This window comes from Lactococcus sp. FSL W8-0209 (assembly GCF_038006585.1).
Classification (GTDB): Bacteria; Bacillota; Bacilli; order Lactobacillales; family Streptococcaceae; genus Lactococcus; species Lactococcus lactis.
The window spans coordinates 118,189-139,607 of sequence record NZ_JBBOVN010000001.1 but is presented as its reverse complement, the minus strand read 5'-3'; the positions used below and the strand labels follow the sequence as shown (position 1 = coordinate 139,607).

Below are 21,419 nucleotides of genomic sequence, written 5' to 3'. Positions count from 1 at the left end.
TTACTATAATTATTTTATCACAAAAAAAGCGGTTTCAGCAAAAATATTAATTTTTTTCTTAGAAAAAAATTTGAAAACTTACTCTTTTAGTGATTATAGAGCCTAAATTAACAATTAAATTTGTCAGACAATAGGAGTGGCTAGAAAAATAGATTTACTGAACAATAGAAGCATGAATAGATACTTGCAAAAATAGGTCAAACAATGTATAATGATAGAGTTGTTATGCAACCATCTCGCATTTCGTCTCGACAAAGTCGTAGTGTACGCAAGTATTGCGGCTGCGGATGACAGATGAAAGAGGAAAAACTATTTTAAAAGGAGACATTAACATGTCAGTTATTTCAATGAAACAACTTCTTGAAGCTGGTGTTCACTTCGGTCACCAAACTCGTCGTTGGAACCCAAAAATGAAACCATACATCTTCACAGAACGTAATGGTATCCACGTTATCGACCTTCAAAAAACTGTAAAACTTGTTGACGATGCTTACAACTATGTAAAAAACGCTTCACAAGAAGGTGCAGTAGTTCTTTTTGTTGGTACTAAAAAACAAGCTGCAGAAGCAGTTAAAGAAGAAGCTCTCCGCGCTGGTCAATACTACGTAAACCACCGTTGGTTGGGTGGTATGCTCACTAACTGGAACACTATCCAAACACGTGTGACACGCCTTAAAGAAATCAACAAAATGGAAGAAGAAGGAACTTTCGAAGTTTTACCTAAGAAAGAAGTAGTTCTTCTTAACAAAGAACGCGAACGCCTTGAAAAATTCATCGGTGGTATCGCTGATATGCCTCGTATTCCAGATGTTATGTACATCGTTGACCCACATGCTGAACAAATCGCAGTTAAAGAAGCTAAAACTTTGGGAATCCCAGTTGTAGCAATGGTTGACACAAACGCAGATCCAGAACCAATCGATGTAGTTATTCCTGCAAATGATGATGCTATCCGTGCTGTTAAATTGATTACAGCTAAAATGGCAGACGCTATCATTGAAGGACGTCAAGGTGAAGATGCAGCGGAAGATTTCGTAGCAGAAGAAGCAGCTTCAGAAGAATCACTTGAAGAACTTGCTGAAATCGTTGAAGGTAAATAATTTTAACTTCAACTTATACTAATTAAGTAACTACAACAGGCGAGGCCTTACGCCTCGCCTGTTTTTTTAAATAAAACTACTGTCAATACTGACAGAAAAAAACACATAGGAGATTTACAAAATGGCAGTAACAGCAGCTCAAGTAAAAGAATTACGTGAAAAAACTGGTGCAGGAATCATGGACGCTAAACGCGCTCTTGTTGAAACTGACGGAAATATGGAAGCGGCAGCAGAACTTCTTCGTGAAAAAGGGATTGCAAAAGCAGCTAAAAAAGCTGATCGTGTAGCCGCTGAAGGACTTACAGGAATTGCTGTAAACGGAAATGTTGCAGCGATTGTTGAATTGAACTCAGAAACAGACTTCGTAGCTAAAAATGATCAATTTGTTGCCTTGGTTAAAGAAACAGCAGAACTTATTGCGTCTAAAAAACCAGCAACTAACGAAGAAGCATTGGCACTTGAAACAGCTTCAGGTATTACTCTTGAAGCAGAACTTGTTCAAGCGACTGCTACAATCGGAGAAAAAATTACTTTCCGTCGTTTTGCAGTAATTGAAAAAACTGATGCTCAACACTTTGGAGCTTACCAACATAACGGTGGTAAAATTGGGGTTGTTTCTGTCGTTGAAGGTGCAGATGAAACACTTGCTAAACAACTATCAATGCATATCGCTGCAATGAACCCTACTGTTCTTTCAGCTGATGAACTTGATTCAGAATTTGTTAAAGCTGAATTAGCACAAATGAACCACAAAATTGATGAAGACAACGCTAGCCGTGTACTTGTTAACAAACCAGAACTTCCACACCATGAATTTGGTTCTAAGAGCCAATTAACAGAAGAAGTTCTTGCAGCAGCGAAAGCTTCATTTGAAGAAGAACTTAAAGCTGAAGGAAAACCAGAAAAAATCTGGGACAAAATTCTTCCAGGTAAAATGGCTAAATTCATCGTTGACAATACAAAAGTTGACCAACAATTTGCTCTTCTTGCACAACTTTACATCATGGATGACAGCAAAACAGTCGAAGCTTTCCTTGAATCAAAAGGAGCTAAAGCAATTGCATTCACACGTTTTGAAGTTGGTGAAGGAATTGAAAAAGCTGAAACAGACTTTGCAGCAGAAGTTGAAGCAGCAAAAGCAGGACTTTAATTTAATTAAAAAGCAGCCTCTAGAGGTTGCTTTTTTTATTTTGAAAATAAAAAACGACTTTTCGGTTAGAAAACTAAGAAAATAGTGTATTTCTTTGACGCAATATGCTATAATTATATTTGAGATTTTCTATCTATTTAAAATCTATCTAACCTAAGTAATTAAACTATTTTTAAGTAATTAAATCATTTTATGGAGTAAAGCATGTCAAGTACTGTCATTATCCTCATTGTTGTCTTATTAGTTATCCTCGTAGCCTTTTATGCTTTTGCAATATTAATGCGAAAGAAAACAGAAGACCGTATCCTAGCCTTAGAAGAGAGAAAGGAATCGCTTTTCGATTTACCTGTTCAAGAAGAAATTGATTCTGTTAAAAAAATGCATCTCGTCGGACAATCGCAAACAATTTTCCGTGAATGGAACCAAAAATGGCTTGACTTATCATCAAACTCTTTTGCTGATTTGGAAGAACATATTTTTGAAGCTGAACAATTAAACGACTCATTCCATTTTTTCCGTGCTCGTGAATCTGTAGCGGATAGTGAGGCACAAATTGAATTAATGGAAGGTGATGTCGAAGGAATTCGTCAAGGTGTTGCTCAACTTGTTGAACAAGAAAAGCGTAATTCAAATAAAATTCAAGAATCCCTTGATTTATATGATAACTTACGTAGCGATATTGCTGACAATGCAGATTTGTATGGAACAGTTATTACTGAACTTGAAAAACATTTAGCCAATATCGAAACAGAATTTTCTCAGTTTGTAACGCTAAACTCAACAGGTGATCCGATTGAAGCGGCTGAAGTTTTGGAGACTGCTGAAGAACATACGATTGCTTTACGTGCAATTACAGAGCAAATTCCATCATTTATTAAAACAATTGAAAAAGATGTTCCTAAACGACTTGAAGAATTGCAAGAAGCGAGTGATAAATTCGTTGCAGAAGAATACATTCTTCCCGATAATGTCAACATTAAAGAAAGAATGGATGATTTACATGATCATCTCGTTGAAAGTAGTTCATTATTAGAACAATTTGAACTAGATCGAGTGGAAGCTGAACTTGGTTTAATTCAAGAAAAAGTTGAAGAACTTTATGCTATTTTTGAAAGAGAATATAGCGCACGTCGAAATGTTGAAAAACGTTCATCAGTTCTCAAAGAATATATTGAACATATTAGAGCAAATAATAAAAATCTTCTCCTTGAAATTGACCATGTTACACAAGCCTATATCCTTTCTGGAAACGAAAAAGGATATGTTAGAGGTTATCAAGAACATTTAGAATCTCTTGACTCAGATGTTGATGAAATTCTAGGAAATATTCAAGCTAAAACAATGCCTTACTCAATCCTTTCTCGTAGAGTAAATTCAGTAGTCAATGCGCTTGAAGATATTGAGAAGAACCAAATTAAGATTAGTGATACCCTTACAGGACTCAGAGATGAAGAAAGAGCAGCTCAAGAAATTGCGGAACGCTTTGATTCTGAACTCCGTACAATAAAACGTTATGTTGAAAAATGTAATCTCCCTGGTCTTCCTAAAGATTATCTCGACTTGTTCTTCACAACAGGAGATCGAGTACAAAATCTTTTCAAAGAATTAGGACGAGTTAGAATCAACATTGATACAATTAATCATCTTGTCGACGTAAGCACTGAAGATATGCATGTTTTAAAAGAAGCAACGACTAATTTGACTGACCATGCGGTATTAGCTGAACAATTGATTCAATATGCTAATCGGTATAAAGCTGCAAATGAACAAGTAGCACAAGGGATCTCAAGAGCGCTTCAATTATTTGAAAACAGCCGTGACTATGATGGTTCATTTGATGAAATTTCAAAAACGCTAGAACTTGTAGAACCAGGTGCAGCTTCTAGAATTTCAGGAGTTTATTTTAAAAATAAACCTACTCCTGATTACTTATAAAATAAAAAAGCAAGGTAAATAGCCTTGCTTTTATTTATTGGGTTATAAATTCTGAATATTCGCATAATATCGTTAGGTAAAACACGTAGAAATTATTATAATGTAATAAAAGCCATAAAAATGTCTTGGAAGGATAGATATGAAAATAGCTCATTATAATAAGATGCTCCCTGACTGTTTATTAGATATACATTCTCCACCCCTATCTTCTTACTAATAAATCAAATAAAGATAATATAATATAATATAAAAGGAGAACTTTCCAATGACATATTACTTGGAAGAAGAGAATTTTGAAAATCTGTTTTCAGAAATGAAACCTATAGTTATGAAATTAATGAAACAAATTCGCATTAGAACATGGAAAATAGAGGATTATCTTCAAGAGGGGATGATTATTTTACATCTTCTATTAGAAGAGCAGAGCGATGGTCAAAAGCTGCATACGAAATTTAAGGTAAAGTATCATCAAAGATTAATTGATGAGCTAAGACGGAGTTATGCAAAGAAACGAAGCCATGACCATTTTATAGGTTTAGATGTTTATGAATGCTCAGACTGGATAAATTCAGGTGATACTAGTCCAGAAAATGAAGTGGTCTTCAATCATTTGCTGGCAGAAGTATATGAAGGTTTGAGCGCACATTATCAAGACTTACTACTTCGACAAATGCGAGGAGAAGAACTAACTCGCATGGAACGGTATCGCCTTCGTGAAAAAATAAAGGCCATTTTATTTTCAGAAGACGAAGAGTGAAGAGGAATTCCCTATTTTAGTAAAAATAGGGAGTTTTTTGATAAGAGAAGAAAAAAAAGCAAGTAAAAAAAGACTAATTTTTTTAATTTGCCAAAGCTAGTGGTGGCAAGAAATAAAGCGAATACAGGAGAGGGAAAAAGCGAACGTAAGATAAAAAAAGTCGTAAAAGCCACAGTTAATTCTTGACAAGATTAGGTAGGTTTGATAGAATATAATAGTTGTCGCAAGAGACGAGGGTCTTGAAGCGATAAGCTAGACCATTGAAAACTGAATAAAGAAGAATGACTCATGTGATGTAGTAAGATACATCAAAAATCTGTCAATCAATAATGAAAGACAAGCCAGTCACTTCGGTGACTTAAATACTTTATTTGAGAGTTTGATCCTGGCTCAGGACGAACGCTGGCGGCGTGCCTAATACATGCAAGTTGAGCGCTGAAGGTTGGTACTTGTACCAACTGGATGAGCAGCGAACGGGTGAGTAACGCGTGGGGAATCTGCCTTTGAGCGGGGGACAACATTTGGAAACGAATGCTAATACCGCATAAAAACTTTAAACACAAGTTTTAAGTTTGAAAGATGCAATTGCATCACTCAAAGATGATCCCGCGTTGTATTAGCTAGTTGGTGAGGTAAAGGCTCACCAAGGCGATGATACATAGCCGACCTGAGAGGGTGATCGGCCACATTGGGACTGAGACACGGCCCAAACTCCTACGGGAGGCAGCAGTAGGGAATCTTCGGCAATGGACGAAAGTCTGACCGAGCAACGCCGCGTGAGTGAAGAAGGTTTTCGGATCGTAAAACTCTGTTGGTAGAGAAGAACGTTGGTGAGAGTGGAAAGCTCATCAAGTGACGGTAACTACCCAGAAAGGGACGGCTAACTACGTGCCAGCAGCCGCGGTAATACGTAGGTCCCGAGCGTTGTCCGGATTTATTGGGCGTAAAGCGAGCGCAGGTGGTTTATTAAGTCTGGTGTAAAAGGCAGTGGCTCAACCATTGTATGCATTGGAAACTGGTAGACTTGAGTGCAGGAGAGGAGAGTGGAATTCCATGTGTAGCGGTGAAATGCGTAGATATATGGAGGAACACCGGTGGCGAAAGCGGCTCTCTGGCCTGTAACTGACACTGAGGCTCGAAAGCGTGGGGAGCAAACAGGATTAGATACCCTGGTAGTCCACGCCGTAAACGATGAGTGCTAGATGTAGGGAGCTATAAGTTCTCTGTATCGCAGCTAACGCAATAAGCACTCCGCCTGGGGAGTACGACCGCAAGGTTGAAACTCAAAGGAATTGACGGGGGCCCGCACAAGCGGTGGAGCATGTGGTTTAATTCGAAGCAACGCGAAGAACCTTACCAGGTCTTGACATACTCGTGCTATTCCTAGAGATAGGAAGTTCCTTCGGGACACGGGATACAGGTGGTGCATGGTTGTCGTCAGCTCGTGTCGTGAGATGTTGGGTTAAGTCCCGCAACGAGCGCAACCCCTATTGTTAGTTGCCATCATTAAGTTGGGCACTCTAACGAGACTGCCGGTGATAAACCGGAGGAAGGTGGGGATGACGTCAAATCATCATGCCCCTTATGACCTGGGCTACACACGTGCTACAATGGATGGTACAACGAGTCGCGAGACAGTGATGTTTAGCTAATCTCTTAAAACCATTCTCAGTTCGGATTGTAGGCTGCAACTCGCCTACATGAAGTCGGAATCGCTAGTAATCGCGGATCAGCACGCCGCGGTGAATACGTTCCCGGGCCTTGTACACACCGCCCGTCACACCACGGGAGTTGGGAGTACCCGAAGTAGGTTGCCTAACCGCAAGGAGGGCGCTTCCTAAGGTAAGACCGATGACTGGGGTGAAGTCGTAACAAGGTAGCCGTATCGGAAGGTGCGGCTGGATCACCTCCTTTCTAAGGAATATATACAAAGACGTGAGCATTCAACTTTATTCAGTTTTGAGGGGTTTAGTCATAAACCTAAGCAAGAATCAACTTCTTGATTGTGGGGCCTTAGCTCAGCTGGGAGAGCGCCTGCTTTGCACGCAGGAGGTCAGCGGTTCGATCCCGCTAGGCTCCATTGTCAGACAAGACGTTAAAATCACTTGAACATTGAAAACTAAATAACAATATCTAATAACGATAAATAAACCAAAAGCTGTGAATTTTAAAGAATTTACAAACTTATACTTGAAAAACGATGATTATAAATCATCATGGCAAAGTTAATAAGGGCGCACGGTGGATGCCTTGGCACTAAGAGCCGATGAAGGACGTGACTAACGACGATATTCTAGGGGGAGCAGTAAGTACGCATTGATCCCTAGGTCTCCGAATGGGGAAACCCAGCTGCTACTAGCAGTTATTCATGAGTGAATACATAGCTCATGTAAAGGTAACGCAGAGAACTGAAACATCTAAGTACCTGCAGGAAGAGAAAGTAAAAACGATTTCGTAAGTAGCGGCGAGCGAACGCGAAGAAGGGCAAACCAAGAAGCTTGCTTCTTGGGGTTGTAGGACTGCAACGTGGACTTAAGCATTATAGTCGAATAACCTGGGAAGGTTAATCAAAGAGGGTAATAATCCCGTAGACGAAATAGCGCTTATACCTAGCAGTATCCTGAGTAGGGCTGGACACGCGAAATCCAGTTTGAATCCGGGAGGACCATCTCCCAACCCTAAATACTCCTTAGTGACCGATAGTGAACCAGTACCGTGAGGGAAAGGTGAAAAGAACCCCGAGAGGGGAGTGAAATAGCACCTGAAACCGTGTGCCTACAAGAAGTTCGAGCCCGTTAATGGGTGAGAGCGTGCCTTTTGTAGAATGAACCGGCGAGTTACGTTATGATGCGAGGTTAAGTTGAAGAGACGGAGCCGTAGGGAAACCGAGTCTGAATAGGGCGACTTAGTATCATGATGTAGACCCGAAACCTAGTGACCTATCCATGAGCAGGGTGAAGGTGTGGTAAGACGCACTGGAGGCCCGAACCAGGACACGTTGAAAAGTGTTTGGATGACTTGTGGATAGCGGAGAAATTCCAAACGAACTGGGAGATAGCTGGTTCTCTCCGAAATAGCTTTAGGGCTAGCGTCGAAATGTAAGTGTATTGGAGGTAGAGCACTGTTTGGGTGAGGGGTCCGTCTAGGATTACCAATCTCAGATAAACTCCGAATGCTAATACACATGTTCGGCAGTCAGACTGCGAGTGCTAAGATCCGTAGTCGAAAGGGAAACAGCCCAGACCAACAGCTAAGGTCCCAAAATATATGTTAAGTGGAAAAGGATGTGGGGTTGCATAGACAACTAGGATGTTAGCTCAGAAGCAGCTATCATTCAAAGAGTGCGTAATAGCTCACTAGTCGAGTGACCCTGCGCCGAAAATGTACCGGGGCTAAACATATTACCGAAGCTTTGGATTGATATTTTATCAATGGTAGGAGAGCGTTCTTAACCGCGATGAAGGTATACCGTGAGGAGTGCTGGAGCGTTAAGAAGTGAGAATGCCGGTATGAGTAGCGCAAGATAAGTGAGAATCTTATCCACCGTAAGACTAAGGTTTCCAGGGGAAGGCTCGTCCGCCCTGGGTTAGTCGGGACCTAAGGCGAGGCCGAAAGGCGTAGTCGATGGACAACTGGTTGATATTCCAGTACTAGATATGATCGTGATGGAGGGACGCAGTAGGCTAAGAGATGCCAGTTAATGGATTCTGGTCTAAGCAGTGAGGTGTGAGATGTGTCAAATGCATTTCTCTTTAACATTGAGCTGTGATGGGGAAGCAACTACGGTTGCGAACTCTCTGATGTCACACTGCCAAGAAAAGCTTCTAGCGTAAAGTCATATCTACCCGTACCGCAAACCGACACAGGTAGTCGAGGCGAGTAGCCTCAGGTGATCGAGAGAACTCTCGTTAAGGAACTCGGCAAAATAGCCCCGTAACTTCGGGAGAAGGGGTGCTGGTGTAAAAGCCAGCCGCAGTGAATAGGCCCAAGCAACTGTTTATCAAAAACACAGCTCTCTGCTAAACCGCAAGGTGATGTATAGGGGGTGACGCCTGCCCGGTGCTGGAAGGTTAAGAGGAGTGCTTAGACGTAAGTCGAAGGTATGAATTGAAGCCCCAGTAAACGGCGGCCGTAACTATAACGGTCCTAAGGTAGCGAAATTCCTTGTCGGGTAAGTTCCGACCCGCACGAAAGGCGTAATGATTTGGGCACTGTCTCAACGAGAGACTCGGTGAAATTTTAGTACCTGTGAAGATGCAGGTTACCCGCGACAGGACGGAAAGACCCCATGGAGCTTTACTGTAGTTTGATATTGAGTACCTGTAAGTCATGTACAGGATAGGTAGGAGCCATTGAAATAGGGACGCTAGTTTCTATTGAGGCGTTGTTGGGATACTACCCTTGACTTATGGTTACTCTAACCCGCTGGCATAATCGGCCAGGGAGACAGTGTCTGACGGACAGTTTGACTGGGGCGGTCGCCTCCTAAAGAGTAACGGAGGCGCTCAAAGGTTGGCTCAGATTGGTTGGAAATCAATCGTAGAGTGTAAAGGTAAAAGCCAGCTTGACTGCGAGAGCTACAACTCGAGCAGGTAGGAAACTAGGACTTAGTGATCCGGTGGTACCGCATGGAAGGGCCATCGCTCAACGGATAAAAGCTACCCTGGGGATAACAGGCTTATCTCCCCCAAGAGTTCACATCGACGGGGAGGTTTGGCACCTCGATGTCGGCTCGTCGCATCCTGGGGCTGTAGTCGGTCCCAAGGGTTGGGCTGTTCGCCCATTAAAGCGGCACGCGAGCTGGGTTCAGAACGTCGTGAGACAGTTCGGTCCCTATCCGTCGCGGGCGTAGGTAATTTGAGAGGATCTGTCCTTAGTACGAGAGGACCGGGATGGACTTACCGCTGGTGTACCAGTTGTTCCGCCAGGAGCACGGCTGGATAGCTATGTAGGGAAGGGATAAGCGCTGAAAGCATCTAAGTGCGAAGCCCACCTCAAGATGAGATTACCCATTCGTAAGAATTAAGAGCCCAGAGAGATGATCTGGTAGATAGGCTGGAAGTGGAAGAGTTGCGAGACTTGGAGCGGACCAGTACTAATCGCTCGAGGACTTTACCAAAAGAGTCAAATATAATATGCTTATGGTTTAAAAGTTAGAAGAATTGTTATTTAGTTTTGAATGTTCAAGGTAACATTTAATGATTTGGTCATCATTGCGATGGAGATACACCTGTTCCCATGTCGAACACAGAAGTTAAGTCCATCTACGGCGGAAGTACTTGGGGGTTGCCCCCTGGGAGATAGGCGAGTGGCCAAGTGAACTGGAGGAGCTAAGGCTCCTCTTTTTTTTATCTCGCTAACGAGATTCAAGAGATGTGATGTATGAATAAATAAAAAAAGACCTTTCGGGCCTTTTTTTATTTAACGATTTAGAATAAACTCTGATTTAATTGCTAGTTGCTGAATTTCTTTGGAAATAGCCAATTCAAATGCGCAACGTCCTACTTGTTGAAAGTGATTATTTACGGTTGGAATATTGAGAACCTGACCAGATATTAATGATTCTTGGCCAATAATAACAGGTTTAGGTATTTTTTGTTGTTCAAACCAATGCCAAACATTAGCAGCAATATCATCAGAATTTGCAAATATTGCATCAAATTGTGTAAGTTGGGGCCCCAATTTGTAACCGTCTGCTGAAGATACTGCACCCGTTTTTATTTGTTCATCTCTTACTTTTTCTTCGTATATTTCTTTATAGGTTTGGAGAGTAACAGATGTAGTTGGACTTTTATAACGTGCAAAGAGAAACCCAATATTATTACAATTTTGTTCTTGGAGCCATTCTAGAGCTTTTCGATATCCAATTTTTCTTTCTGCATAACTGGCGGCTATTTTTTTACTTTTAGGTTTATGGCATAAAATAATTGAGCCATATTTTTGGTATTTATGAACGGTTTGTTCAGAAACTTCCCTTGAGGTAAAAATTAATGCTTCAAATGCTTTTTTTCGGAGTTGTTCTAAGTATTGAATTTCTAGATTTTGGTCATAATTTGAAGGGAGGATGAAGATTTTATAACCGGTTTCAAAACTTTTATCCAGAATTCCTTCTAATATTTGCCCAAAAAACGGATGCTTGACGTAGGGGAGGACAACTCCGATATTTTTTGTTGTACCAGCCGATAAATCCTGTGCGATTGCATTGGGAGTATAGTCAAGTTCTTTAGCTAAGTCCAAAATAATTTTACGTGTTTCTTTTGAAACATAGCCATTCCCAGAAAGGGCACGAGAGATGGTAGCTTTTGAATAGCCGCTAAGTTTCGATAAATCGGATAAAGAGGTCATTATATCACCTGTTCGTTAATGGTATTAATAGCTGATATTGCTTCAGCAACACCATGTTCAGTATTTTTTGCTACAACCATTTTAACATGTTTTTTGACCTCGGAGTTAGCATTATCTACGGCGATAGATAGTCCAGCTGATTGGAGAAGTGGAATATCATTATGACCATCACCAATAGCGGCAATTTCCTGAAAGTCTAAATTTTTATTATCAAGTATTGATTGTACAGCGTCGGCTTTTGTTTTATTATTAGATGTAATTTCTAAATACCATTGTCCGCTTTGTTGAACTGAAATATTGGGGATGTTTAGATTATTTAGTTGAGCTTGAAGTTGTAAGAGTTCTTGAGAATCAAAGACAATCATCATTATTTTATATATTTCTGATTGACTATCAAAGGCTTTGATTTTAGGTTCTATACCTGTTATTGCTTTTTGGATAAAGGTTCCTTTGTCTTGTTTGTTAATGTACCAGTGAGCAAGACTGTACCAATTTAAGCTGACATTGGGAAATTCTGTTGAGATGTAATTTAATAGTTGTGAGACGGTTTCTGAAGCTAGGGGATTTTTATCAATAATTTGTAGTCCAAATTGATTTTGGGTGAAGGTTAGGTTTCCGTTAAATGCGATTTGAGGCGTTGTTAGTTGTAATTTTTCTACAATATTGCTCATTTCCAAGGGACTACGGGCTGAAACTAATGTGATTGGAAGGTCACTGTAATAAATAGACCAGTGGTTAGTGTCTGATACACTTCCGTGTGAGTCAAGTAATGTTCCATCCATATCTGTAAAAATGTGTTTAATTTTCATGTGATTAAGCTCCTTTGTTTGATTAAGTCTATTTTAAATTATGGAACGCGTTCCATGTCAAGGATTATTGATTATTTATTTTTAAAATAATTGAATGACCATGCTTAAAGTTGAGCAGTTCCAAAAGAAGGGGTGAAAATGTTATAATTTAGTAAAGCTCGTTTTTATGTGTTTTAAGATAATATTTACTTAGATGAATGGGTAAAAGTATAGAAATATGGAAGAGATAGGAAATAAAATGGAGAACAAGGACAGACTTTTACTAATTGATGGGTCATCGGTTGCCTTTCGGGCCTTTTTTGCGCTATATAATCAGATAGATCGCTTTAAAGCGCCAAATGGGTTACATACTAATGCTATTTTTGCATTTCATACAATGCTTTCTTCTTTGATGGAACGGATTGAGCCCACACATGTTTTGATTGCATTTGATGCAGGAAAAACAACTTTTCGTACGGAAATGTTTGCTGACTATAAAGGCGGACGTTCAAAAACACCAGATGAATTTCGTGAGCAATTACCTTTTATCAAGGAAATGATTGAGAAATTGGGAATTCGCCATTATGAGTTAGCTAACTATGAGGCTGATGATATTATTGGGACTTTGGACAAAATGGCGGAAGCCCCAGATGTTAATTTTGATGTTACTATTGTGACGGGTGATAAGGATATGATTCAGCTTGTGGATGGAAATACGCGAGTTGAAATTTCTAAGAAGGGGGTTGCTGAGTTTGAGGAGTTTACACCTGATTATCTTTTAGAAAAAATGGGATTGACTCCAGCTCAATTTATTGATTTAAAAGCATTAATGGGCGATTCTTCTGATAATTACCCTGGCGTGACAAAAGTTGGCGAAAAAACTGGTCTTAAACTTTTGCAAGAGTTTGGGTCACTTGAAAATCTCTATGAAAATGTTGATTCTTTGAAAGCCAGCAAAATGAAAGAAAATCTAATTGCTGACAAAGAAATGGCTTTTTTGTCACAACAATTGGCAACGATAAATACGAAAGCTCCAATTGAAATTGGCTTAGATGATACGCTTTTAAAAGGTAAAAAGGTTGATGAACTTAGTCAATTTTATGATGAAATGGGATTTGCTCAATTCAAAAGTAAATTATTGGCTGAGACTGGTGGAGAAGTTACTGACGAAAAAGTTGTTGACGAAATTGATTTTGAAATAGTTACTGATGGCTCTATCAGTGAAAAGGTAAATGCTGATGATTTCTTCTATTTGGAAACTTTAGGGGAAAATTATCATCGTGAGCAAATTGTGGCTTTTGCCTGGGGAAATGCTGAGAAAATTTATGTTTCTAAAAATATAGATTTACTGACAAAAATGAAGTTCCCCGAAAATACTTATGATTTCAAGAAAAATCGGGTACTTTTGAGTCACTTGGATATCGAATTACCTTTGGTCAAATTTGATGCAATGCTTGCAAAATATCTAATTTCAACAACAGAAGATAATAAAATTTCGACGATTGCAAGACTTTTCAATAGCGGACATTTGGCAACGGATGAAGAAGTTTTTGGCAAAGGTACAAAAATTGCTTTACCTGATGACGCGGTTTTATTTGAACATTTAGCTCGTAAAATTAAAGTGCTTGCCTTGGCCAAAGAAAAAATGATGGCTGAATTGCTTGAAAATGAACAAGAACACCTTTTGGCTGATATGGAATTACCATTAGCAGAAGTTTTAGCAAAAATGGAAATTACAGGGATTGCTGTCAGCCAAAATACACTGGAAGAAATTGGTGCGGAAAATGAAGAAAAATTGGCTTCTTTGACGCGTGAAATTTACGACTTGGCTGGTGAAGAATTTAATATTAATTCACCAAAACAGTTGGGTGTGATTTTATTTGAAAAATTACAGCTACCGGTTGGAAAGAAGACAAAAACAGGCTATTCAACGGCAGTGGATGTTTTAGAAGATTTAGCTGCTTTATCTCCCGTTGTAGCAAAAATTTTGGAATATCGTCAAATCAATAAAGTACAATCAACTTATGTGAAAGGTCTGATTCCTCAAATTGCTGATGATGGAAAAATTCATACACGTTATGTTCAAGATTTGACTCAAACTGGACGTTTGAGCTCAGTTGACCCGAATTTACAAAATATTCCTGTTCGACTTGAGGAGGGACGAAAAATTCGTAAAGCTTTTGTCCCAAGCAAAGATTCGCTTTTATTGAGTTCTGACTATTCACAAATTGAATTGCGGGTTTTGGCACATATTTCTGGGGATGAACATTTAATTGATGCCTTTAAACATGGAGCTGATATCCATACTTCAACGGCTATGCGTGTTTTCGGCATTGAAAAAGCAGAAGATGTGACTGCTAATGATCGTAGAAATGCTAAAGCAGTCAATTTTGGAGTAGTCTATGGAATTTCCGATTTTGGTTTAGCAAGAAATCTTGGAATTACAAGAAAAGATGCTAAAAATTACATTGAAACTTATTTTGAACGTTATCCTGGGATTAAAACCTATATGGAAAATATTGTTCGCGAGGCACGAGACAAAGGTTTTGTTGAAACAATGAGTCACCGTCGTCGTAAGATTCCAGATATTAATGCTCGTAATTTTAATGTTCGTGGTTTTGCAGAACGGACGGCTATTAACTCACCAATTCAAGGTTCGGCAGCTGATATCTTAAAAATTGCGATGATTAATTTGGATAAAGCTTTGAGTGCTCGTGATTTTAAATCAAAATTATTATTGCAAGTACACGATGAAATTATCCTTGATGTTCCTTTAGGGGAATTAGATGAAATTAAGGCATTGGTAAAACAAACGATGGAAGAAGCGATTGAACTTGCTGTCCCATTAAAAGTGGATGAAAATACTGGTAAAACTTGGTATGAAGCTAAATAATAAAGATTATTGATAGAATTAAACTGCTCACTTCTTCACGTTTATTGACAAAATAAATAAAAACGATAATTAGCTGGGGCTGATTATCGTTTTTTAACGGGTACTGTTAGAAGAAAGGTTAGGGGCTATGTTAAAATACTCATTGCCCGTATCTTCACCCTTTTTCGGATTAGTAGAAAGGCAACCCGCTAAGCCCGATGGGACTTGATTGCCACTAGAACTTGGCAGTTTACTGCCGTAGAGAGTATGGACAATTCAGCTGACGAAGGGAGCGAAATAGTAATTAGACGGAGAGTCAACAGCACGAAATTTTGTTTCGCCTTACTGGCTGTGTTATAATAAAATTATGGAAAATATCGAATTGAACATGGATGAGAGAATTGATGAAATCGCCAGCAGTGGGGTAAAAATTATTCAAAGCCGAGAGGTTTTTTCTTTTAGCATTGATGCGATTTTGTTAGCTCGTTTTCCGCGCTTACCAAAACGGGGTAAAATTGTAGATTTATGTGCGGGAAATGGAGCTGTCGGACTTTTTGCGAGTTCTAAAACAAATGCTCAAATTATTGAATTAGAGATTCAAGAACGTTTGGCTGATATGGCAACTCGCTCAATTGAACTCAATGGACTTACTGACAGAATGTCTGTCATTAATGATAATCTTAATCGAGCGCTTGACCATCTTCATACTTCAAGTGCAGATTTGATTTTTTGTAATCCACCTTATTTTAAAGTGGATTCAGATGAAAGTCATTTAAATGAAAGTAAGCATTATACTTTGGCCCGTCATGAATTGACGACAAATCTGGATGAAATTTTTTCTGTCAGTAAAAAATTACTCAAAACAAACGGACACATTGCCATGGTTCATAGACCAGAGCGTTTTTTAGAAATTGTAGACAAAATGCGTTCTAATAATTTGCAACCTAAATGGATTCAATTTGTTTATCCTAAGGAAAATCAACCAGCAAATATTTTATTGATTGATGCGATTAAAGACGGCAAAGAAGGGGGCGAAATTTTCTTACCGCCTTTGATTGTTCATAATGATGACGGAACTTACACTGATGAAATTGATGAAATTTATTATGGAAAACATTAAAAAAAGTTACTGACAGAAATTTCTGTCAGTAACTTTTTTATTAAATCGCACTTGCTTGCGCCATTAACTTTTCAATGGCTGCATTTTGCACTTCTTCGAGTGTATTAGTGTCTGTAGCAGCGGGCTCTTTAAGGGTTTCTTTTAGTTTGCCACGCGTTGAGGCTAAAGAAATGTCAAGATCAGCATTTGTTTTTTCTTTTGTATTAGAAATACTACCAGTCAGTTTTCCAGTCATTTCATGAGATTTTTTATCTACAGTTAATTTAATAGAAAGTTTGCTGATATCAATATTTTTACTTTCTTTGATTAATCGCTCTGTTTGTTCTTTAGGAATAGAATAAGTAGCACTCAAATTATTGATTAAATCATTGAGGTCAATATCTTTACCAGAAAATTCCACAGTCACTTTATTTCCAGATTTGGTGAAATCAGAATTGGGAATCTCTTTATATTGCTTCTCTAAATCAGCTTCACTCATTTTTGAATTTGATTCAAAAAGTTGCTTAAGCGTTGATTCCCAGTTATCTTTAGAAGATTGAACATTTGAATCAAGCGTTTGCGAATCAATCAGCAAATATGATTTATTGAGACTATCAATCATAGCTCCGTAAATTGTAGCCGTATCTTCGGCAGAACTTGGAATTAAATCTTTATTGTTATCATAAAGTGATTTAATGTCTGAACTACTAATATAAAGCCCTTTTTGTGACATCATAAATCCTAAATCATAATCTTTTTTAGCGACTGTCAATTTTCCATCAAGAACTGCAAGTTGGTTAGTCTTATCAAGTCCAATATTAAAATCGAGTCCAGCACCCTTGTTAAAAATCTTGTTGAATTCAGAATTATCTCCACCACCATGAATTTTGAATTCATTAACATCAACTTTTACTTTTTGAGCATTATAGTCTTTAGAATTATTCAAGGCAACTGTATCTGAAATAAAAGCTTTTTTGGCCTCATCAGAGTTTTTAGTTGAGCAAGCAGAAAGGGAAAAAACTGCAAGTGCAGCAAGTCCCAAGGACATCCAAATTTTCTTTTTCATAAACCTCTCCAATTGTATTTTATTGATATTCTACTATAAAAAATGTAAAAGTTCAACAACATTTAAGAAATGTTAGAATTAAGATAAAAAAATACTGATGAAAGCTCTTAGGTTTATCCTAATCTTTTCATCAGTAACTTTTTAATAAATCATATCATAAATTTCAATGGCAACAAGGTCGATATCATCGAACAATGAAGCATCTTTTTGTTTAGGATAACGCAAAGCAAAAGCTTCATCTTCTGGACTGTAACTTACAGTAAGCATTACTTCGCCTTCACGTTCAAAATTATAAGTTTCTTTTGGGTCACCACCTTCAACCAAACGGTTTAAGCGATTCATAATTGCTAACAAATGTGATTTCATTTCTTAAAAATTCCTTTCGGTGTTCTGCAAAGCAAAACTCTGTTTTTATAAAATTGTTTTTTACTTCCAATTGTTTTTCAAAGGGACAGTTCTTAGGATTGACCCCATTAGTCCTGTTCTTTGTCCTTATCTATTTTAACATAACTTTGTAGATTTTTGGCAAGTTTACTGGCTTTTCTGGCAAAATATTTTGCTCGAATTTGTTCTCTTTTAAGTGAACGTTTAACAGTAACTGGCATTTGACGAATGGTATCTTCCATTTTCATTGGAAAACGTTCCGCCTCAATAGACTTAAGGTTATTGTATTCAATAATGGTGTCAATATAGAAGAGATAAACTTTTTTAGCAAAATTTTCCGCTGAAATTTCATAAAGTTTCTTTTCAAATTTATCTTTATCAATGGGATGTAAATCACGAATTGCCTTTTTGGTAACTTCAGCTAAATCATCATCACCAATGAAGAGTTGTCCGAATTCATCGTCATTAATTAATTCAGACAAATAAGGATTTTTAGCAGCTAGGACTCTTGTCCCTGCTGCCATTGCTTCAAGATAAGTCAAGCCTTGGGTTTCTGAAGTAGAAGCAGAAATGAAGAAGTCAGCAGCTTTATAATAATAGGCTGTTTTCTCATTTTCAACTGGGCCTGTGAAGACAACTTTATCAGTAAGTTCAAGTTCTTTAACTAATTCTTTAAGATTTTCGGCATATGGGCCATGACCAACGATTACAAGTTTCACGGGAAACTCTTCTAAAATATCTGGTAATGCATGAATCACTGCTTGGATATTTTTTTCAGCCGCAATCCGTGAGAGACTGAGCAACATGATTTCATTTTCTGCAAGACCAAGCTCGACTCTTAATTTTGCTGTTTCTTCAGGTTTAATGTCATCACGTTTAAAACGGTCAATTTCAATTCCTGTTGGAATGACACGTTTAGGAAGAGTGACACCATAACTATTGACAGTTTCCAAAACCATTTCGCTTGGACAAATAATCGCTTCAGTTCCACGCAGGAAATTACGAATAATGTATTTAACCATACTTGGACGGATTAAGCGTCCTTTGGCGATGTAGTAAACATAATCTTCATACTTAGTATGTAAGGTATGAATGACAGGGATGCGTAATTGAGCAGCAACCATTTTACCTAAAATTCCCATTCCAAATTCAGTTTGCGTATGGATGATATCTAAATCATATTCTTTAGCAATTAAATAAGCAGCAAAAACACCTTTGAGGACAATTTTACGTTCTGCTAAGCTCACAAAAGGAATGGATTGCAGCCGAATAATATTTCGTTCGTGGTCCACATCAGCATTTGGATCTGTTGTTGTAAAAATGAAAACCTCATGCCCTAATTTTTCAAGCTCTAGGGCCAAAGTGCGAATACTTGTTGCTACTCCACTGATTTGTGGAAAGTAACTATCTGTAAAAAGTCCAACTCTCATAAATAAATTCCCGTTTATATTTCTGTAAATTTTTTATTTTTTTACTGACAAAAATTTTAGTAAGAAAATTTTACTGACAGCTTGGTCAGCAACTACTTTTTCTTTCTGTCAGTAATTTTTAAAAATTAAAGTTCTAAAGTTTGCTGATAAGCATCAGCTAATTGTTGGGCAACTTTTTCAATTGTCCGACTTTCAGCTACTTGATAAGCCTCTTTTGTCTTGTCAACCTTTCCATCTAAAACATCCTGAAGTTGATTGACAAAACCTTCAACATCTGTTGCCATACTTACACAAGTTGAATCAAGCCAGCCATGATAAACTGGGATGTCTCGAACGACAGTTTTTTGGTGACTAGCAAGTGCTTCAAGAACAACGATTCCTTCAGTTTCTTCTCGAGAAGGGAAAAAGAAGGCATCTGCAGAAGACATAGCTCCTTCAAAAATATCTCCCTTGATATAACCTGGGAAAAGAACATTTTTCGGATGATTTTTCTTAACAATTCGACGAATCCAACCAGGAATAGTCCAAAGATTTTGATAACCAAACCAAATGAAAGTCACATCGGGCATTCTTTCAGCCACTTTAATAAAATCATCTATCCCTTTACGTTTAAAATAAAGGGCAGCTGTCACGACAACTTTTTGGTCAGCTGTTAGTGAAAAATACTCACGGAAGGCTTTCTCTTTGGCTTCACTTCGAGAATATTTAGTCAAATCAATTCCGTTTGAAATAGGTAAGATTGGACATTTAATTCCGTAAGAACGGAGCAAACTAGCAGAATAATCAGTTGGTGTAATGACTAAATCAGCAGCACGATAAAAGTGCATTAAATATTGTTTAAAGAAAGGAGCAGCAATATTTGAGCCAATAAAGGAATTTTGAAAATCTTCTTTGGTCGAATGACCATGAAAGATTACTTTTTTTCCAGCTTTTTTTGCTTTCTTTAACATTTTCCAACTGCTAAAGCCATAAGTATTTAAATGGAGGATATCATAATCATCCTCAGGATTTTTTGTCCAGTCAATGCCCATTAAATCAAGGGCGCGTTGTTGATGTTTCATTGCACGACCAATTCCTGAATGACTCAAAAATTGTTCGGCTTCTAAGTAAAGTAAAATTTTCATGCTTAACTTTATTTTACCATAAATCAATAAAAGAAAAATGGAAATTTATTATTTTTAAAAATTTCAGACTTTAGTATGAAAAAAGTCTTCTATTTACAGAAGACTTTTATTAAATTATTAAGTTATTAATTAGAAGAAGATGAACTGCTTGTTTCTAAGTCACTGGTTGATTTAGAAAGTTTAACATCTGCTGTATTTGATTTACCATCACGATAATAAGTAACTTTTACTGTATCATTGATATTGTGTGAGTAAAGAGCACTTTGCAAGTCTGTTGAAGAAGTTACTGCTGTATCGCCAACCTTTGTAATTACATCTCCAGCTTTCAAACCAGCTGAGGCAGCAGGAAGTCCAGATTGGACGGAGTAAACAACAACCCCACCTGTTACACTACTTGGTAATTTCAATTGTGAACTGTCATTTGTTGATAATTGTGAAAGGTCAACCATTCGGATACCTAAAGCAGGGCGTGAAATTTTACCATCCGCTTCAAGTTTATTAATGATATTTACGACATCATTAGAAGGAATCGCAAATCCTAAACCTTCGACAGAAGTAGAACCGTCTTCAGTTGTTGTAATTTTACTTTGAGTAATTCCAATAACTTGTCCTTCAATATTAATCAAAGCCCCTCCAGAGTTACCAGGGTTAATGGCAGCATCTGTTTGAATTGCATTGATATTAGTTGTTTGACCATTTTCTTGGGTCAAAGTCACTTGACGGCTTGTTGCAGATAAAATTCCTTCAGTTGCAGTGTTAGCAAATTGACTACCTAAAGGTGAGCCAACGGCAATGGCAGGTTCACCAATTGTTAATTTACTAGAATCAGCGAATGTCGCCACATCTTTGACATGTTCAGAACTGATTTTAAGAACAGCAAGGTCCGTGTATTCATCATAACCAACCACAGAAGCTTTGACTTTTTGTCCACCAGAAAGCAGAACATCAAGTGAGCTATTACCAGCAATAACGTGGTAGTTAGTTACAACGTAGGCATCTCCACCAGATTTTTTGTAGATGACACCAGAGCCTTCACTAGAAAGCTGTAAGCCATCAGTCGATGAACTTGAACCGCTATTTCCACCAAAAATTGAACTGAAGTCACTACTTTGTGAGTTATCTTTTTGATAATTCATAACAGAAACGACAGAATTTGAAACTTTTTTAATTGCAGAGGTAACATCGGTATTGACATTTACCGAAACGTTACTAACCTTTGTACTAGTTGTATTTGAGCGACTATTATTTGCCGATTGATTTGTAGTGCTTTGATAGATTGCACTTCCTCCAAGTGCGATGGCTCCGCCCACGACACCTGTTAATAGCAATTTTCCTATATTAGCTTTTGCCATAAATAATTCCTTTCAAT

The 21,419-nt window shown here is 38.1% G+C and carries 13 protein-coding genes, 1 tRNA gene and 3 rRNA genes; 10 read left to right on the top strand and 7 right to left on the bottom strand.

What is annotated here, in order from left to right; genetic code table 11:
• The first annotated feature begins 332 nt into the window (after positions 1-332).
• The 8 genes from rpsB to rrf all read left to right on the top strand — a co-directional run bounded on the left by rpsB (position 333) and on the right by rrf (position 10,260).
• Positions 333-1,100 (top strand): 30S ribosomal protein S2, encoded by a 768-nt coding sequence (gene rpsB, locus MKX45_RS00750; RefSeq protein ID WP_011836067.1) that lies wholly within the window; start codon positions 333-335, stop codon positions 1,098-1,100.
• Positions 1,101-1,221: 121 nt separating this feature from the next.
• On the top strand, positions 1,222-2,250 hold the full coding sequence (tsf, locus tag MKX45_RS00745; RefSeq protein WP_015427183.1) for a translation elongation factor Ts: 1,029 nt from the start codon (positions 1,222-1,224) through the stop codon (positions 2,248-2,250).
• Between the two features lie 204 nt (positions 2,251-2,454).
• A complete protein-coding gene (gene ezrA / locus MKX45_RS00740) occupies positions 2,455-4,185 on the top strand; it encodes a septation ring formation regulator EzrA (protein WP_003132670.1) in 1,731 nt (576 codons plus the stop codon).
• Positions 4,186-4,450: 265 nt separating this feature from the next.
• On the top strand, positions 4,451-4,942 hold the full coding sequence (locus MKX45_RS00735) for a sigma-70 family RNA polymerase sigma factor (RefSeq protein WP_128267964.1): 492 nt from the start codon (positions 4,451-4,453) through the stop codon (positions 4,940-4,942).
• Positions 4,943-5,309: 367 nt separating this feature from the next.
• Positions 5,310-6,856 (top strand): 16S ribosomal RNA (locus tag MKX45_RS00730).
• A 93-nt stretch (positions 6,857-6,949) separates the two neighbouring features.
• Positions 6,950-7,022 (top strand) — tRNA-Ala (locus MKX45_RS00725).
• A 138-nt stretch (positions 7,023-7,160) separates the two neighbouring features.
• Positions 7,161-10,061: ribosomal RNA gene (locus tag MKX45_RS00720) — 23S ribosomal RNA — on the top strand.
• Positions 10,062-10,144: 83 nt separating this feature from the next.
• Positions 10,145-10,260: ribosomal RNA gene (gene rrf, locus MKX45_RS00715) — 5S ribosomal RNA — on the top strand.
• Together the 16S, 23S and 5S rRNA genes with 1 tRNA gene alongside form the textbook arrangement of a ribosomal RNA operon.
• Before the next feature lie 103 nt (positions 10,261-10,363).
• Here the strand turns inward: rrf and MKX45_RS00710 are convergent.
• Together MKX45_RS00710 and MKX45_RS00705 are read right to left on the bottom strand one after the other, a co-directional pair.
• On the bottom strand, positions 10,364-11,287 hold the full coding sequence (locus MKX45_RS00710; RefSeq protein WP_139008497.1) for a LacI family DNA-binding transcriptional regulator: 924 nt from the start codon (positions 11,285-11,287) through the stop codon (positions 10,364-10,366).
• Entirely contained in the window at positions 11,287-12,096 is an 810-nt protein-coding gene (locus MKX45_RS00705) for a Cof-type HAD-IIB family hydrolase (RefSeq protein WP_057720561.1), read from the bottom strand. The genes MKX45_RS00710 and MKX45_RS00705 overlap by 1 nt, the downstream gene beginning before the upstream one ends.
• 238 nt (positions 12,097-12,334) lie before the next feature.
• On the opposite strand from MKX45_RS00705, the gene polA reads away from it, so the two are divergent.
• Both polA and MKX45_RS00695 read left to right on the top strand, forming a co-directional pair.
• Entirely contained in the window at positions 12,335-14,968 is a 2,634-nt protein-coding gene (gene polA, locus MKX45_RS00700; protein ID WP_340816713.1) for a DNA polymerase I, read from the top strand.
• Positions 14,969-15,314: 346 nt separating this feature from the next.
• Complete coding sequence (locus tag MKX45_RS00695) at positions 15,315-16,067, top strand: tRNA1(Val) (adenine(37)-N6)-methyltransferase (protein WP_057720559.1); 753 nt, start codon at positions 15,315-15,317, stop codon at positions 16,065-16,067.
• 40 nt (positions 16,068-16,107) lie between these two features.
• On the opposite strand, the gene MKX45_RS00690 is transcribed toward MKX45_RS00695, so the two are convergent.
• From MKX45_RS00690 to MKX45_RS00670, 5 genes are all read right to left on the bottom strand, one after another.
• Positions 16,108-17,112: a hypothetical protein gene (locus MKX45_RS00690; protein WP_139008495.1), complete on the bottom strand. Its 1,005-nt coding sequence runs from the start codon at positions 17,110-17,112 to the stop codon at positions 16,108-16,110.
• A 141-nt stretch (positions 17,113-17,253) separates the two neighbouring features.
• Positions 17,254-17,478, bottom strand: a complete 225-nt coding sequence (locus tag MKX45_RS00685; RefSeq protein ID WP_003130579.1) for a YkuJ family protein — start codon at positions 17,476-17,478, stop codon at positions 17,254-17,256.
• A gap of 107 nt (positions 17,479-17,585) precedes the next feature.
• Positions 17,586-18,926, bottom strand: a complete 1,341-nt coding sequence (locus tag MKX45_RS00680) for a glycosyltransferase family 4 protein (RefSeq protein ID WP_012898632.1) — start codon at positions 18,924-18,926, stop codon at positions 17,586-17,588.
• A 125-nt stretch (positions 18,927-19,051) separates the two neighbouring features.
• Positions 19,052-20,050 carry a glycosyltransferase family 4 protein gene (locus tag MKX45_RS00675; RefSeq protein WP_015427177.1) on the bottom strand — a complete coding sequence of 333 codons (999 nt, stop codon included), beginning with the start codon at positions 20,048-20,050 and terminating at the stop codon, positions 19,052-19,054.
• 125 nt (positions 20,051-20,175) lie between these two features.
• Complete coding sequence (locus MKX45_RS00670; protein WP_012898631.1) at positions 20,176-21,402, bottom strand: S1C family serine protease; 1,227 nt, start codon at positions 21,400-21,402, stop codon at positions 20,176-20,178.
• Positions 21,403-21,419 lie beyond the last annotated feature (17 nt).